Here is a 15155-nt window from a genome sequence, read left to right as displayed (position 1 = left end):
TCCTCTGAAAACTGACAAACACAAGAATGACCCGGAGGTCGTTATGATCCGCAAATCCCTGACTGCCATGGCTCTTGTCGCTGCCGCTCCTCTGGCATCGGCGCAGTCTGTCTCCATGTGTGTATTCGATGTCATCGGCGCCAATGGAGACTTCTACAACTTTGTCAAAGACTATGCCCTGGAGATGAAAGGTCATGGCGTGGATTTCCAGCTGAAACCTTACACCGACGAGGGTGTAGCCATAGGTGATTTCAATGCCGGGCAGTGCGATGCGGTTGCCGCCACCGACATCCGGATTCGTCCATTCAACAAGTTCACGGGCAGCATCAGTGCCGTGGGAGCCCTTCCCACCTACGACAATCTTAAGACCCTGCTGGCCACGCTGGCCCAGCCCAAAGCAGCGCCGTTGATGAAGGATAATGGCTACGAAGTGCTCGGAATCATTCCGGTCGGTGCCGGTTATCTGTTTGTGAACGATCGCAGCATCGATACCGCCGGCGAGCTGGCGGGAAAGCGGATGGCGACTCTCGATTACCAGAAAGACGCCATTCACATGGTGAACTTCGTCAAGGCCACGGTGGTGCCTTCCGACATCACCAATTTCGCCGGCAAATTTAACAACGGTTCTGTGGATACCGCCTATGCGCCGGCCTTCGCTTACGAGGCCCTGGAACTTTATAAAGGCATCGGCGAGAGCGGGGGTGTGGTGGACTATCCGCTGGCCCAGCTGACGCTTCAGATGGTCGCCCGGGATGACGTGCTCGACGATGAAACCGCGCAGAAAGCCCGGGAAGTAGCCTGGAATATGTTCCCGCAGGCCATGGGCCTGATCGAAGGCCAGGAAGCGGCGATTCCTGAAGAAAAATGGGTGCGCATCCCTGAAAAAGATATCCGTGGTTATCAGGAAATGTTTCGGGAGAACCGGATCGAGATGCGTGATGGATTGAACGGTGCCCCGGATGTGTATCATCCGAAGATGATGGGGCTGCTCAGCAAGATTCGTTGCGCCAGTAACCCCGCTGCTGCCGAATGCACCGCGGCCAACCGCGAATAACGGGGCAAAACCATCATGAACTGGCGAGCCATAACTGCACCGGCCGCACGAACCCTATACCCCGTACATCGCATGTACGGGGCCGTTCTGCTGCTCCTGCTTCTGTTCACCCTGTTGCTGGGCATGGGCAATTCTCTCCATTCCCGTCTTCTCTGGGTTGGTGAGCAGACCTGGCCAAATTATTACCTGCTCAATCCGGATGCCACGGAGCCATCGTGTCAGTTGGCGATGGACATTGATGCTGAGGTGGCCCGACGGGTAGCCAACTATAAGCCGGATCCGGACGACCTGTTCAGTTCACCGCCCAATCCCGAAGCCATTCGTAAATCGCTGCAGAGCAATCTGGAACTCTGCCAGCAGCAATACGATGTCTACGAGCAGAACCTTGCCCATGCCACGCCGGCTCTCGGCGCTTTCAAGGCGGTAGAGCAGGGGCTGGCGGATTTCCTTCTGGACAACATTGAGCTTACCAAGTACCTGTTCATCGCAATGTTCGCGATGGCCGCCGCCATTGCGGCACTGGACACGGACCACATAGCCTTGCGCCTGCCCCGCAATCGTGCCGAATGGCGGTTGAGCCAGGGTGTGCAGTTTGTGGTTAACGGTCTGATGGTGCTGTCCCTGAACGCTTACCTGGGCAAGCTGGCGACATCGCCCGGATCGGAAGACACCATGAGCCTCCAATATGCCTGGGGCGGGGTCTTCGGCCTGTTCATGGTGATCAATGCGGTCCGGTTCCTGAACGTCCCGGAACGGATTCGTCCCGGCGGACTTTCCGCCTCCTCGGGCCTGGTAATTCCGCTGTATTGCGCCATGGGCCTGATCGCCATGAGTTACTTCTTCCTGGTAGACGGGTATGCCTCGGGCCTGGCCATCTATTTCGGAATGATGTCCAACCTGTCGTCCATGTTTATCAACATTGGCCTCTACGTGCTGGTGGGCATGATGCTCAAGCAGACCCGGATTCCCGAACTTCTGCTGAACCTCATTAAACCTTTCAATCTGCCCGCGCCGCTGCTGGCTTCGGTAATCATCTTCGCCACGGCCTTTCCGACTGCATTTACCGGCGCATCCGGTATATTCATCCTGGCCGTGGGTGGGGTGGTCTATGACGAACTGCGCCGAGCCGGTGCTGGGCGCCAGCTGTCTCTGGCAACGACCGCCATGTCCGGCAGTCTCGGGGTGGTTCTCAATCCATGCCTGCTGATTGTCGTTGTCGCAGCCCTCAATAAAGAAGTCACGACCACCGAAATGTACAGTTGGGGCTTCTGGGTTTTCATCATGTCAGCGACGCTTTTTTCGCTGATTGTCTGCAAGACCCAGGGCAGCTGGAAGCCCCGTCCGGCGCCAGGGGCCTTTCGCGCCGCCCTCGCTGAAAGCCGGGCTTTGCTGCCTTATGTGGCAGTGGCGGCCCTGGTCATCGTGTCTATCTGGGTGGTTCTCGGATTGAAGTTTAACGAGTACAGCGCACCGTTGATTCTGCCGCTGGTCATGCTCGCCTTGGTGTTGCTGGATTCCGGTCGCAGTAATGAGGAGCAGGGCCAGACCCTCTCTCAGGTATTCTGGAGCCGTAGCTCCGCCGCGGCCAGCGATTCAGCGGTGCATATTGGAGCCCTGCTTGCGCTGATCGGGTTTTCCATTTGCCTGGGGGGTATCCTCGAGCGCTCGGATATTGTTCATTCGCTCTTCCCGGAGGATTTGACCAGTCCCTGGGTCGCCATGCTGGTGATTGTGGTGATGCTCACGGTGATTGGTATGGTCATGGACCCATTCGGTGCGGTGATCCTGGTGTCGGCCACCATTGCCCAGCCGGCTATCCAGCTGGGTATTGATCCGCTGCACTTCTGGATTGTGTGCCTGGTGGCATTCGAGCTCGGCTATCTGAGCCCGCCAGTGGCGCTGAACCACCTGCTGACCCGCCAGGTGGTGGGCGAGACCGAAGTGCTGGCGGCAGAGCGCACCGGTTCCTTCTGGCATCGCTATGAGCGGCTGCTGCTGCCTCTGGCCGTGATGGGGCCGACACTGCTGTTTGTGGCGTTCGTGCCGATGCTGTTCTACGCGCTGTAATGTTGCAGTGAGATAAATAGAACCGCCTGAGGGAAACTTCAGGCGGTTTTTTGCATCTGGAATACAAGGGGAAACGTAGTTTGAACGAAACCGAACACTTGAGAGAAGCGTGTTTGGTATAACCTAGGAATCAACATTGACCTGCTGCCATTGGCCTGACCTATGAATTCTCTTGCACTTTCAAAATCAGTCCCGCTTTTCCTCGCTGCGCTTTCCCTGGTGGGTTGTGGGGGAGGAGGTAGTGGTGACAGCCTGGATTCTCAGGAACCCGGATTGAGTGGCACCATTACCATCGAAAGTGGAACACGGGTGGACTCGGACACTGCTGATGACAGCCGCCTGAACGAAGCAGTTTCCAATGATTCGTCGAGCACCGCGCAATTAATCCCTTCAACCGGTATTCTGGGGGGCTATCTGAGTGCCACCTCTGGTGTCTATCCGGATTCTGACGGGTTTATATTTGAGTATGTCATCGACGGCCAGGATTCATTTCGCACAGATCTGGCAGCGGGCAGCACGATTGCCGTACAGGTTTTCAAAGATGCAGGTTTTACCGAGCCTACGATTACACTTTCCGTTGAGCAGGGCGGTGCCTCAGATTCAGATTCGGGAGCAGGCGATACGCCTCTGATGGTAAGTGCGCCTGCTGAAGGGCCGGCAGAAATCAGCGTCAGAACGGCAGGTGGTGGTCCTTTCCGATACGTCCTGTCTGTTTCGACTACCGGCGTTACCAGTTTCCAGAATGCTCAATACAGCCAACCGGAGTTTGTGCCCGACGAGGCCATTGTGTTGATGTCGCCGGAAGAGCAGGGTCGTTTCAGTTCGCAGGGCCTTGCCGGCGCTTTGTCAGCGTCCTCCGCGAAATCACTGGGGCGGGGCGCCTGGTTAATCCGGCGCGACCCCGCCGGTGTCGTTGCTTCTCAATCATCCAGCACGCCGGGAGGCCTGCGTGATCAGACGCTTCGCTGGATCGCTGACTTGAAAACGCAGCCCGGGGTTGAGGTTGCTGAGCCGAATTACATCTATCGCGCTCAGGCGGATCGGGATCTCTCATCTCTGCAATGGAATCTGCCGCTCATCAGTCTTCCACTTGCCTGGCAAGCCGCACCGGACCTTGGCAATGATGTTGGCGTTGCCGTCATGGACACGGGCCTGTTTACGTCCACCCCGCAAACCTACGGCGAATGGCACCTTGATCTGGATGCGAACGTTGTTCCGTTCAATTCCAACCGCATACTGGATTATGTGTCCGCCGAGGTGGATATTGATCCGCAGTTCAACGATCCGTTGGGCTATGACAACAATCCTGCCGACCCGGGAGACGGAAAACCTCAGAGCAGTAACTTCCACGGAACTCATGTTGCCGGCATTGTTGCGGCACTGGCGAATGGCGAGGGTGTAGATGGAGTGGCTCCCAATGTCACTCTTTGGCCAGTCCGGGTACTGGGCCGGGATGGGGCAGGAACTCTGGATGATCTGGTGGCGGCGATGAACTGGGCTGCAACCAATCCGGATATCGACGTCATCAATCTCAGTCTGGGAGGCGTTGGTCCAAGCACCGTGTTGGAGGCGGCCATAAACCGGGCGGATTCAAACGGAAAGCTGGTCGTTGCAGCCGCAGGCAACCAGGGAACCGATGAATTGACCTACCCGGCAGCCTTTGAACGAGTGATTGGGGTCGGCGCAGTTGACGCGGGCAAGGTGAGAGCATCTTATTCCAACTTCGGCGGTTCCGTTGATCTTGTTGCCCCTGGCGGGGATGCCACCAGGGATGCAAATCTGGATGGCAATGCCGATCTTGTCATTAGCACCTGGGGTGTCGACGATGGCGGTGAATTTATCCGCTCATACGCGGGATTGCAGGGTACTTCGATGGCTGCTCCCCACGTAGCGGGTATTTATGCCTTGATGAAAGCTGCGAATAGTGAAACCGTCAGCCCCTCTAACTTTCGCGCCTGGCTCGCAGCCGGTCTGCTGACAGAAAGCGTCGGGAGCAGCGTTGAATACGGCGCCGGGCTGATGAATGCACTCAAGTCAGTTGACGCCGCCCTTGAAGGTTCGGTCAGTACCATTGTCTTGCCTTCGCCCTCAGCACTCGAGTTTGATATTGCACGTTTCAGTCGTGATCTCGACTTTTCAGTGTATCCCGACGGCGAATCGGTTTTGGTAAACGGTGTTTCCTTCAATTCCGATCTGATCAGTCTCGAACCCGCACTTTCAGCTGGGAGCCCTCTGCCGGGGTCGGTGGCAGTCACTGTGGTGGAGGGAAACGTTATCGATGGGCAGACTTATGCCACCACCATCGAAATCGATTACAGTGCCGGGGGAGATTCAGGAACTGTTGAGATCCCGGTCTCTATAGACCTCAGGGCATTGGCTGATGAGCGAGACGCAGGTCGCCATTACGTATTGTTGGTGAGTCCTGATGAAAGTCGCGAAACCATTGAGCAGCGCGTAGTGACTGCCCGTGACGGAAGCTATAGCTTCTCGTTCGATGATATAGAGCCCGGGGAGTATTTTCTGGTTGCGGGAACGGACACGGATAACAACGGCTTTATCTGTGAAAGTGGTGAAGCTTGCGCTGAGTACCCGGTAAATGGCCTGCCAGAGAAGATCGTTATCGGTGAAGAGCGGGTTTCTGGAGTCAGTCTCAGTACAAGCTTCCGTCGCCCGACCATTGCATCCATGGGATTGCCCCGCATCGGTTTCGAGGGCTATCGTCTGAAAAACCATGGAAACGCCAGTGCTGAGCCAATGAGAAACTTGGAGACCAATCGTTGATGTCCATTTACTTTCGCGCCGGATGTCTGCTGGTTGCAACGCTGCTGGCATCCGGGTGTGCGAGCAGTCGTTCTGAAACTGCAGCGGGCGGGCCGCTGGCACGCCAGATTACCCAGTCGGCACACTGCGGTCTGACTGCTCCCGGTCATGTTTATCTGACAAGCCGTGAGGAGGTTCGGCGCCTGGAAGCCCTGCCCGGTCGGAACCTCTCCCTCGAGTCTTTGAAAAACATTGACTTTGAGCGAGAGCACATCGTTCTGGCGGCTATTGGCCAGAAGCCAACCGGCGGCTACAGCGTTACACTGGACGCCTCCGAAATTCGGAGTGGGGCCCTGGAACTCAAGGTCAGAGTGACCGAACCCGCCCCCGGCATGATCGTCACTCAAGCCCTGACCACCCCATGCGCGGTGATCGCGGTGACGGCTGAAGGCTGGGACGATATCCAGATCACCCGAGCAGAAAACAACCGTTGATCTTTCGTCACGAATCCCTAAGCTATGGCTCAGCTTTTTATATCAACCGCGGAGTCAGTTCCTGCCCATGAGCCAGCAACAATATAACGCCGATGCTATTGAAGTACTGAGCGGCCTGGATCCGGTGCGAAAGCGGCCGGGGATGTATACCGACACCAGTCGGCCCAATCACCTGGCGCAGGAAGTTATCGATAACAGTGTGGATGAGGCGCTGGCAGGGCACGCAAAGCGTATCGATGTGGTGTTGTACAGTGATGGCTCACTGAGCGTTGAAGATGACGGCCGGGGCATGCCGGTGGACCTCCACAAGGAAGAGGGCCTGCCTGGCGTCGAACTGATCCTGACCCGCCTCCACGCCGGCGGCAAATTCTCCCAGGGCAACTACAACTTTTCCGGTGGCCTCCATGGTGTCGGTGTTTCCGTTGTAAACGCGTTGTCCACCCACCTGGAAGTGACCATCAAGCGGGATGGCCAACTCCACAGGATGACATTCGCTAACGGTGAGAAGGCCTCCGAGCTCGAGGTGATCGATACCGTCGGCAAGCGCAACACAGGTACCCGTCTGAAGTTCACGCCGGACGTAACTTACTTCGACAGCCCCAACTTTTCGATCAGCCGGCTTCGCCACAACCTGAGAGCGAAAGCGGTTCTTTGTCCCGGCCTTACGGTGACTTTCCTGCAGGAAAAAACCGGCGAGAAAGATGAGTGGTTCTATGAAGACGGGCTGCGGGACTATCTGCGCACTGCCCTGGCAGATATTGAAGTGGTGCCGTTGGAGCCTTTCACTGGCAGCTTTTCCGGCAACAAGGAAGCGGTGGACTGGGCCATTCAGTGGCTTCCCGAGGGCGGCGATGCCATCATGGAGAGCTACGTCAACCTGATCCCTACAGCCCAGGGTGGCACTCATGTAAACGGATTGCGTACGGGGCTGCTTGAAGCCATGCGCGAGTTCTGTGAGTTCCGCAATCTGTTGCCCCGTGGCGTAAAGCTTTCCCCGGAAGATATCTGGGAGCGGGCGGCCTATGTGCTTTCCTTCAAGATGCAGGAGCCACAGTTCTCAGGGCAGACCAAAGAGCGCCTTTCTTCCCGTGAGGCTGCCGCCTTCATCTCCGGTGTGGTCAAGGATGCCTTCAGTCTCTGGCTCAACCAGCATACCGATGTCGCTGAGGCGCTGGCGGAACTCTTTATCAGCAATGCTCAGCGCCGTCTGCGGGCCAGTAAAAAAGTGGCCCGGAAGAAAGTTACCTCGGGCCCTGCGCTGCCCGGTAAGCTGGCGGACTGTTCCGGCGGTGATACCGCCCGTTCGGAGTTGTTCTTGGTAGAGGGCGACTCCGCTGGTGGTTCCGCGAAACAGGCCCGGGATCGGGAATTCCAGGCAGTGATGCCGCTGCGCGGCAAGATCCTCAACACCTGGGAGGTGGACTCCGGCGAGATTCTGGCATCCCAGGAGGTCCATGATATTGCCGTTGCCATTGGTGTAGATCCGGGGTCTGACCAGCTTGAGGGCCTCCGCTACAACAAGATCTGCATCCTCGCCGACGCGGACTCGGATGGTCTTCACATTGCCACGCTGCTGTGCGCGCTGTTTGTAAAACACTTCCGCCCTGTGGTGGCCGCCGGCCATGTGTTCGTCGCCATGCCGCCGCTGTATCGGGTGGATCTGGGCAAGGAAACCTTCTACGCCCTCGATGAGCACGAAAAGCAGGGCATCATCGACCGCATTGCTGCCGAGAAACGCAAGGGCAAGATTTCGGTGACCCGCTTCAAGGGGCTGGGTGAAATGAACCCACTCCAGCTGCGGGAAACAACCATGGCTCCGGACACCCGTCGACTGGTTATGCTGACCATAGAGGACGGTGACGACACTGATAGCCGTATGGACATGCTGTTAGGCAAGAAGCGCGCATCCGATCGGAGAGCCTGGCTGGAGACCTACGGCAACATGGCCGACATTGAAGTTTGATATGCCATAAGGTGCTATAAAAAGCATCCTTTATTCTTTCTCTGCATTCTTTAAACTCGTTATCCTGCCAGTTTTCTGATCGGGAAGAACCGTTGATGGACTGGCAGGGCTGGTTTGCGCTGGGCCTCGCAGGCACCGCGCTGATACTGATGAGTGCAGGGCGATTTGCGCCCCATCTGATTATGATGGGTGTGCTCGTTGTGCTCAGTGCCAGCGGAATTGTTTCCGCGGATCAGGCCCTTGCGGGATTCAGCAACAGTGGCCTGATTACCGTTGTAGCCATGTTTGTGGTGGCCGCGGGCATTCACCATTCCGGCGGCGTCGATCTGCTGGTGCATCATCTGCTTCGCAATCCCCGGACCGTCCGCTCGGCACAGGCGCGGATCGCTCTCCCGGTCTCCCTTCTGAGTGGCTTTCTCAATAATACTCCGGTCGTCGCCACCATGATTCCGGCGGTACACGCCTGGTCCCGGAAAATCGGTATCTCACCGTCGAAACTGATGATTCCCCTGAGCTATTCCGCCATTTTGGGGGGTACCCTCACGTTGATAGGAACCAGCACCAACCTGGTCGTGAATGGCCAGTACCAGCAACTGACCGGCGAACAGGGCTTTTCGATCTTCTCCATTACGGCCGTGGGACTGCCGGTAGCCATCATCGGTGTCGCGGCGCTGTTGCTGGTTATGCCCAGAGTGCTGCCGGACCGCAAGGACCAGCAGAAATTCGGTTCCATGAGGGAATTCACTCTGGAAGTGGCGGTGTCATTCGACGGGCCGCTGGTCGGGAAGACCGTCGGTGAGGCAGGGCTCCGGGAGCTGGAACGTCTATACCTGGTCGAGATTGAGCGGGATGGTAGCGTGGTTACCGCAGTGCCTTCGGAGGAGCGGCTCAGGGGTGGCGATCGGCTGGTGTTCGCCGGTGATACCCAGGCCATTTCAGACCTCTTGCGCATCAACGGTATCGTTCCGTCGGTTCATGAAGATGAGCCCAGCCTGAGCAAAGACCGGGCCGAACGGCGTCTCGTGGAAGCGGCCTTATCGCCGCAGTCTGATGTTCTGGGCTCGACCATTCGCGATGCGCGGTTCCGTGACCGATACGGTGCTGTCGTCCTGGCTGTTGCTAGAGGTGGTGAGCGTGTGTCCGGCAACCTCGGTAACATTCGACTCAAGCCGGGCGATGTGCTGCTTCTGGAAGCTCGGCCCGCGTTTGTCAGTCGTCAGCGCTATAACAAGGACTTCCTGCTGATCAATGACCTGGAAACCGAGACGCCCCGGCATGACCGCGCCTGGCTGTCCTGGGGAATCCTGTTGGTGTTGGTGGGCCTTGCTGCCTGCGGCACGCTGAGCATGCTGAATGCGGCCTTGCTAGGTGCCGCGGCGATGATTCTGTCGGGCTGCTGCTCGGTCGGCCAGGCCCAGAAATCGGTCGATGTGCCGGTTATTCTTACGATAGCGGCGTCATTTGCCATGGGTGCAGCGCTGGAGCAAACCGGCGCTGCGGGCTTTGTCGCTGAGGGCATTCTTGGCTTCAGTCAGGGCAATGTCCTTCTAACCATCCTTCTGGTCTATCTTGTTGTGTCGGTGCTAACTGAGGTTATTACTAACAACGCTGCCGCTGTGCTGGTCATTCCCATTGTTCTGTCGATGACGACCAGTATGGGAGTCGCTGCCGAGCCTTTCGTGATCGCCGTCATGATGGCCGCCTCGGCCAGCTTTGCCACGCCACTGGGGTATCAGACCAACATGATGGTGTTCGGGCCGGGCGGTTACCGATTCAGTGATTTTGTGCGGGTGGGGTTGCCGATGAATCTGTTCATTGGTGCGGTCACGGTTGTGGTCATTGCACTGGTTTACGACATAAATCCCGGATTATGAGGTTTGCTCGGTCGGGTTGGCGAGAATGTCGCAGCAGAGCACCTGGAGTTTTCCGTCCTGAAAATACCCCAATGACAGAGTGACACACATATAAGCACCGGTAACGCAGAGATACGGTGCGGTGACGTGCAGGCTTTCCGGGTGGGCCAAAGCCTGGCGGAGGTACTGTTGGCGGAACCAGTCGGCACTGCTGGTACTCTCCAGAGGTTTAAAACGCGGGTCCATGCTGCGGGTACCGGTGTCGGAAACCAGCGTGTCATCGATCTGAACGCCTTTATCGTCGACCAGGTAGCAGCGTGAGACGGCGGGGTGATTCAGCAGCTCCAGACAGGATTGTTGCATGCTCATACCGCTGCGGAGCTTGCTGATGGCATGGTCAAAAAAGCCACTGAAGAAGTCCACCAATTGCCGTGTCGGGTCCAGTGTAACCTGGTTGCGGTTCTTGTATTCCTGCAACAGATTGTCGAAATCGGCAGGCCCGTGGGCCAGTTGGTCCAGTTCGGTACTAGGTCTGCGGAAATAGAAGCCTTGCACGAAGTCCACGCCGGCATCAATGGCGATCATCGCCTGATCGCGGGTTTCAACACCTTCCAGAAGCACCAGGCAGCCGGACTGGTGCAGCAGTGACACGATGCCATTCAGAATCTGTCGGGCTTTGTGATCGTCTGTTGCCCGGGTCAGCAGCTTCCGGTCCAGCTTGACGATGTCCGGGGACAGGTTCCAGATTCGCTCGAAATTGGAGTGGCCGGCGCCGAAATCATCAATCGCCGTCAGGCAGCCCAGTTTTTTGTAGTAGGCAACGGTTTCCCGCAGCCTTTCTGCATCGTCTGTTGGCTGCTCGACGATTTCCATGACAATACGGTGCGGCGGAAGCCCGGTCTTGGTGAGCAAGTGACCGAAAAACGAATCGGCTTGGCTGCCGCTGGTGACCACTTGCGGAGAGACGTTAAGGAAAAGCCAGTTCAGTTGATCGCGGATGCCACTGTAATTACGTATGTGAAGGTATCGGCACAGGCGGTCGAGGAGCAGGTTTTCCGCGTCTGAAGTCGGTAGCTGAAAAAGGTGGAGCGGCAGGACGGCGGAGTTATCGTTATCAAACGCTCTGATCAAAGCCTCGTAACCGACGATGCGCTTGTGCGAAATGCTGTAGATGGGTTGGAGTGCTGTTCTGAGGGTCAGTCCGCGAAAATCGGCAGTCCATGTATCACCTTCCCTGTTCAGCATAGGGGATAACAGTTCCACTTCGGGATCTGTCAGCTTTTCAGGGAGGCGTTTCGACATAGCTGATTCTGGTCAATTAAACGAACGCATCAGCCGCCCCACTCTGGCGCCTGAACTGTCTTTTATCAGTACAGATGACGCAGTAAAACTTGCGAAGTTACTGATAGTTGGAGGGAAGATTGCCAAAAAAACGCGTTTATTACCACTGTTTCATGTGGAAAGTGGAAACGGTTTGTATCTTTCGCTGTCTTGAGATGGGAAGAGGAGCCCAGCGGCCCGGGCGGACCGCCAGAGAATCAATTGTTGCTGGGTACAACCACGCTTTCGTCGAATTCGAGTTCCATGTCCTGTCCTCTCGGTCACTGAGGCCCCAGACGGGGCGTTCAAATATGCATCAAGTCTATCGTTGCTATAATTTTGAGCAATCCGTAAAACCCGTATGCGACCAAAGGCAAAAGGCGGGGGAATGGTCAGAAATTCTGATGTAGCGCTGCAAAAGATTTCGATTTTTTTCGTCGTTCCGAGTTTCTAAACTCGCCGAAGCATCTTTAACCAGGGAATAGGGTCATTTTTCATCATGCAATTCAGAAACACTCCGGCCAGCTACGGTTTAGTGGCGATCATTATCCACTGGCTTGTCGCTGTGGTTGTTCTTGGACTTTTCGGGCTCGGTTTCTGGATGGTGGATCTGTCGTATTACGACGACTGGTATCGCAGAGCACCCGACATCCACCGCAGCATCGGAATTCTTTTGCTGATGGTGATGCTTTTTCGTGTGGCCTGGCGAATGTTGAACGAGGCGCCGGAGCCGTTGCCCGGTCACAAGCGCTGGGAGATCCGAAGCGCTCACATGGCCCACCTCCTGCTGTATGTGCTGATTTTCGTTGCCATGGTGAGCGGTTACCTGATTTCAACAGCGGACGGTTCTTCAATCAGCGTTTTCGGCTGGTTTGAGGTGCCATCAGTTACCGGCCAGATCAAGGGAATGGAAGACACCGCCGGGACCGTTCACTACTGGTCAACATGGGCAATAGTTGCCCTTGCAGCGGTCCATGCGGCCGGGGCTCTGAAACACCATCTGTTTGATCGTGATCGGACCTTGTGGCGTATGTTCGGGAAGTGACCCGTCTGCCGTTTTTCTCATCGTGTAACGCCCGGGAGTCGGGCACCTATGAAATAAGGGAGTTAATCATGAAAAAAGTTCTGCTTGCTTCTGCCGTGTCGATGGCGCTTGTTGGTGCGGTTCATGCCGACGAGCACAGTGGCACCTATGCCTTTGATACCAAAGGCGCCCACCAGTTCGTCACTTTCAAGATTTCCCACCTGGGCTATAGCTGGCTCTACGGGCGTTTTAACGATTTTGACGGCGAATTTGTTTATGACGCCGAGAATCCCGAAAACAGCACCGTGAACGTGACGATCGATACCAGCAGTGTGGATTCCAATCATGCAGAGCGTGACAAGCACCTGCGTAGCGAAGACTTCCTGTATGTGGACGAGTTTCCGCAGGCAACTTTCAAGAGCAAGCGCGTGGTGCTGGATGAAGAAGGCGAGGCCGATATCATCGGTGACCTGACTCTCCGTGGTGTTACCAAGGAAGTCACCCTGGATGCCGAAATGCTGGGTCATGGTGAGGACCCCTGGGGAGGCTATCGCATGGGTTTTGAAGCGGAAACCGAGCTTCGCCTGAAAGACTTCGGTATCCCGATGGATCTCGGAAAGGCCTCCGAGACCGTTGAGATCATCATTTCTGTCGAGGGTATCCGGCAGTAATCCTGGCTGACCCTGCCACTGACAGATTCCGGGCCTAGACCCGGAATCTGCCTGTCTGACTTTCCAGTTCCCTCGCATAGCCCTCTAGGGATTCACTGATTCCATCAATATCCCGTGAGCGATTTGCGCTCTCTGTTGCCAGATCGTTGATTTCAGTGATGCTACGGTTGATCTCGTCCACTACCTGAGTTTGCTCTTCAGTGGCTGACGCTACACTGGTGTTTACATCTGCAATGTTTGCCATAGCCTCCAGAATGGCTTTGAGTTCAGATTCTGCATCGGTGGCCAGTTTTTCGGTTTCGCTTGCCTCCTTGCTGCCCGTCCCTGCTCGCCGGCACGTGCTGCCTCGATAGCGGCGTTCAATGCCAGCAGGTTGGTTTGCTCGGCAATGCCCCTGATTACGTCCAGAACGGACGTGATGTTGTCGGAATCGTCAGACAGCTTGCGGATGACTTCCACGGCTTTTGAAATCTGGGCGGCCAGCCGGTGCACCTGCTCTGAAGAGCTGCGGATAATTCGTGCGCCGTTCTTGCCCTTTTCTTCCGCCTCCCGTGTAATCTCCGCGGCCCTGGAGGCGTTGCCAGCAACCTCTTCGATGGCACTCTGCATTTCGTTGATGGCAGTGGCGACCATGGAAATGGAGTCCGTCTGTCGCGTCACGCCATCGTTGTTATCCTTCGCCGCCCGGGCAAGATCTGAAGCACCAGTGCCAAGCTCCCGGGTCAACTGCTGGATGGAGCCAATCATCGATTGCAGGTTTTCCAGGACCAGGTTGAAGCTTTTTGCGAGTTTGCCCAGATCATCATCCATCTCGACCGGAATTCGCTGGGTCAGATCGCCTTCTCCCTGGGCGATATTGTCCAGTTGATCCCTGAGGGCACTAATCGATGCGATAATCATTTTCAGGAATACAGCGAAGAGCCCAATACTGATCAGTATGGCGACGACTGTGATCAAAAGGATGGTCATCGAGCTGCTCTGGCCTTCAGACGAGGCTTCACCGGCTCGAATCTGGGCTTGCGCATCGGCGTGAGCGCCAACCTCATCAAAGTAATTGCGGAGATTATCGAAAAGCTCGTTGGTCTCACTGGCGGCCAACGATCGTGCCTGCTCGGCATCTCCCGTCTCTGCCAGCTGAAGAACTCGCTGGGCGGAACTCAGCCAACGCTCGTAGGCCGTATCAAACCATCGGATACACCAGTGCCTTCAAGCCTGGCCACCGCCTGGTTAAAGCGTTCGAGAGCCTGTCCAGCATTTTCATCGAAACTGGCGAGGTAGTTCTCACCCTCCTCATTGTTGAACTGGGCGTCCACAAAGGCCATCTGGGCCACCATTGCCTGGTAGAGATCCCGGTCACCATTGAGGATTTCGCTGACGGATGGCAGGTAGGTTTCGGCAATGTTGTCGGTGTCGGAGACCAGATTCCGGACGGTACTGACAGCGAATAAACCGATAACAATCAGGGCTACTGCAGTAATAGCGAAAGGCAAAGCAACTTTTACCCGAAGCCCCAAACGCTTACCAAAATCCATAGATCTCTCCCGTACTGTCGGTTTGGCTTATTGCCAATATAGCATCGGGGAAGAGAATGATTTGAAAAACAACTGGGTAATTGCTCCCGGTCAAGGAGGCAGCATTCTGGCCGGGAGCAGATCGGGTTATCGGGAGGGGTCGGGTGATTCCGATGGTGTGTCGCAGGATCTGCAGAGATGTCGCTGTCGCCAGAACTGTCCCGCGAAAATGACCACCCAGATCAGTAATCCTGCCCAGAGATAGGTCTCGGGAATCTGGAAGCTGCCACTGATTGCAAACTCCACAAGGAGCATCAGTGCTACCGCCAGAACTGCATTTACCATGGCTGTGACCATGGCTTGCCCGCAGGCTTTGATGTTGGGTTTCATAGTGTTCCGCTTGTCAGAGAAGTAAAACGGTCTTCTATTCACTGGATG

13 protein-coding genes are annotated in these 15155 nt (G+C 56.2%); 8 read left to right on the top strand and 5 right to left on the bottom strand.

What is annotated here, in order from left to right; translation table 11 throughout:
- The first annotated feature begins 43 nt into the window (after positions 1 to 43).
- The 6 genes from SIC15_RS14065 (at position 44) to SIC15_RS14040 (ending at position 10212) form a co-directional block, all read left to right on the top strand.
- Positions 44 to 1054: a putative solute-binding protein gene (locus SIC15_RS14065; RefSeq protein WP_069182999.1), complete on the top strand. Its 1011-nt coding sequence runs from the start codon at positions 44 to 46 to the stop codon at positions 1052 to 1054.
- Positions 1055 to 1069: 15 nt separating this feature from the next.
- Positions 1070 to 3121, top strand: coding sequence for a TRAP transporter large permease subunit (locus tag SIC15_RS14060; RefSeq protein WP_412536221.1), 2052 nt, complete (start codon positions 1070 to 1072; stop codon positions 3119 to 3121).
- A 273-nt stretch (positions 3122 to 3394) separates the two neighbouring features.
- On the top strand, positions 3395 to 5902 hold the full coding sequence (locus SIC15_RS14055; protein WP_412536220.1) for a S8 family serine peptidase: 2508 nt from the start codon (positions 3395 to 3397) through the stop codon (positions 5900 to 5902).
- Positions 5902 to 6375 carry a protease complex subunit PrcB family protein gene (locus tag SIC15_RS14050; protein WP_412536219.1) on the top strand — a complete coding sequence of 158 codons (474 nt, stop codon included), beginning with the start codon at positions 5902 to 5904 and terminating at the stop codon, positions 6373 to 6375. Before SIC15_RS14055 ends, SIC15_RS14050 begins: the two co-directional genes overlap by 1 nt.
- A gap of 67 nt (positions 6376 to 6442) precedes the next feature.
- A complete protein-coding gene (gene parE / locus SIC15_RS14045; protein WP_153633732.1) occupies positions 6443 to 8338 on the top strand; it encodes a DNA topoisomerase IV subunit B in 1896 nt (631 codons plus the stop codon).
- Between the two features lie 95 nt (positions 8339 to 8433).
- The gene (locus SIC15_RS14040) at positions 8434 to 10212 is read left to right on the top strand and encodes an SLC13 family permease (RefSeq protein WP_069183004.1); all 1779 of its coding nucleotides are present in this window, start codon (positions 8434 to 8436) and stop codon (positions 10210 to 10212) included.
- Here the strand turns inward: SIC15_RS14040 and SIC15_RS14035 are convergent.
- Positions 10207 to 11493, bottom strand: coding sequence for an EAL domain-containing protein (locus tag SIC15_RS14035; RefSeq protein ID WP_412536218.1), 1287 nt, complete (start codon positions 11491 to 11493; stop codon positions 10207 to 10209). The two genes, SIC15_RS14040 and SIC15_RS14035, sit on opposite strands and share 6 nt — an antisense overlap.
- Before the next feature lie 517 nt (positions 11494 to 12010).
- Here SIC15_RS14035 and SIC15_RS14030 point away from each other — a divergent pair.
- The gene (locus tag SIC15_RS14030) at positions 12011 to 12556 is read left to right on the top strand and encodes a cytochrome b (protein WP_136631659.1); all 546 of its coding nucleotides are present in this window, start codon (positions 12011 to 12013) and stop codon (positions 12554 to 12556) included.
- Between the two features lie 68 nt (positions 12557 to 12624).
- Positions 12625 to 13206, top strand: coding sequence for a YceI family protein (locus tag SIC15_RS14025; protein WP_069183007.1), 582 nt, complete (start codon positions 12625 to 12627; stop codon positions 13204 to 13206).
- Between the two features lie 34 nt (positions 13207 to 13240).
- Here SIC15_RS14025 and SIC15_RS14020 read toward each other — a convergent pair whose 3' ends face one another.
- From SIC15_RS14020 to SIC15_RS14005, 4 genes are all read right to left on the bottom strand, one after another.
- Positions 13241 to 13450 carry a hypothetical protein gene (locus tag SIC15_RS14020; RefSeq protein ID WP_227549348.1) on the bottom strand — a complete coding sequence of 70 codons (210 nt, stop codon included), beginning with the start codon at positions 13448 to 13450 and terminating at the stop codon, positions 13241 to 13243.
- On the bottom strand, positions 13429 to 14304 hold the full coding sequence (locus tag SIC15_RS14015) for a methyl-accepting chemotaxis protein (RefSeq protein WP_227549349.1): 876 nt from the start codon (positions 14302 to 14304) through the stop codon (positions 13429 to 13431). Before SIC15_RS14015 ends, SIC15_RS14020 begins: the two co-directional genes overlap by 22 nt.
- 59 nt (positions 14305 to 14363) lie before the next feature.
- On the bottom strand, positions 14364 to 14738 hold the full coding sequence (locus SIC15_RS14010; protein WP_227549350.1) for a hypothetical protein: 375 nt from the start codon (positions 14736 to 14738) through the stop codon (positions 14364 to 14366).
- Positions 14739 to 14864: 126 nt separating this feature from the next.
- The gene (locus SIC15_RS14005; RefSeq protein WP_069183009.1) at positions 14865 to 15107 is read right to left on the bottom strand and encodes a hypothetical protein; all 243 of its coding nucleotides are present in this window, start codon (positions 15105 to 15107) and stop codon (positions 14865 to 14867) included.
- Positions 15108 to 15155 lie beyond the last annotated feature (48 nt).

It is taken from the genome of Marinobacter sp. MIT932201, assembly GCF_047123295.1.
Classification (GTDB): domain Bacteria; phylum Pseudomonadota; class Gammaproteobacteria; order Pseudomonadales; family Oleiphilaceae; genus Marinobacter; species Marinobacter salsuginis.
Note: the sequence above shows the minus strand (reverse complement) of the source record. Positions and strands in the feature narration are given on the sequence as shown.

Excerpts from the sequence above, each read along its gene's own strand:
- SIC15_RS14065 (WP_069182999.1), top strand. The coding sequence starts at position 44 with ATGATCCGCAAATCCCTGACTGCCATGGCTCTTGTCGCTGCCGCTCCT.
- SIC15_RS14060 (WP_412536221.1), top strand. The coding sequence starts at position 1,070 with ATGAACTGGCGAGCCATAACTGCACCGGCCGCACGAACCCTATACCCC.
- SIC15_RS14050 (WP_412536219.1), top strand. The coding sequence starts at position 5,902 with ATGTCCATTTACTTTCGCGCCGGATGTCTGCTGGTTGCAACGCTGCTG.
- parE (WP_153633732.1), top strand. The coding sequence starts at position 6,443 with ATGAGCCAGCAACAATATAACGCCGATGCTATTGAAGTACTGAGCGGC.
- SIC15_RS14040 (WP_069183004.1), top strand. The coding sequence starts at position 8,434 with ATGGACTGGCAGGGCTGGTTTGCGCTGGGCCTCGCAGGCACCGCGCTG.
- SIC15_RS14035 (WP_412536218.1), bottom strand. The coding sequence starts at position 11,493 with ATGTCGAAACGCCTCCCTGAAAAGCTGACAGATCCCGAAGTGGAACTG.
- SIC15_RS14030 (WP_136631659.1), top strand. The coding sequence starts at position 12,011 with ATGCAATTCAGAAACACTCCGGCCAGCTACGGTTTAGTGGCGATCATT.
- SIC15_RS14025 (WP_069183007.1), top strand. The coding sequence starts at position 12,625 with ATGAAAAAAGTTCTGCTTGCTTCTGCCGTGTCGATGGCGCTTGTTGGT.
- SIC15_RS14020 (WP_227549348.1), bottom strand. The coding sequence starts at position 13,450 with ATGGCAAACATTGCAGATGTAAACACCAGTGTAGCGTCAGCCACTGAA.
- SIC15_RS14010 (WP_227549350.1), bottom strand. The coding sequence starts at position 14,738 with ATGGATTTTGGTAAGCGTTTGGGGCTTCGGGTAAAAGTTGCTTTGCCT.
- SIC15_RS14005 (WP_069183009.1), bottom strand. The coding sequence starts at position 15,107 with ATGAAACCCAACATCAAAGCCTGCGGGCAAGCCATGGTCACAGCCATG.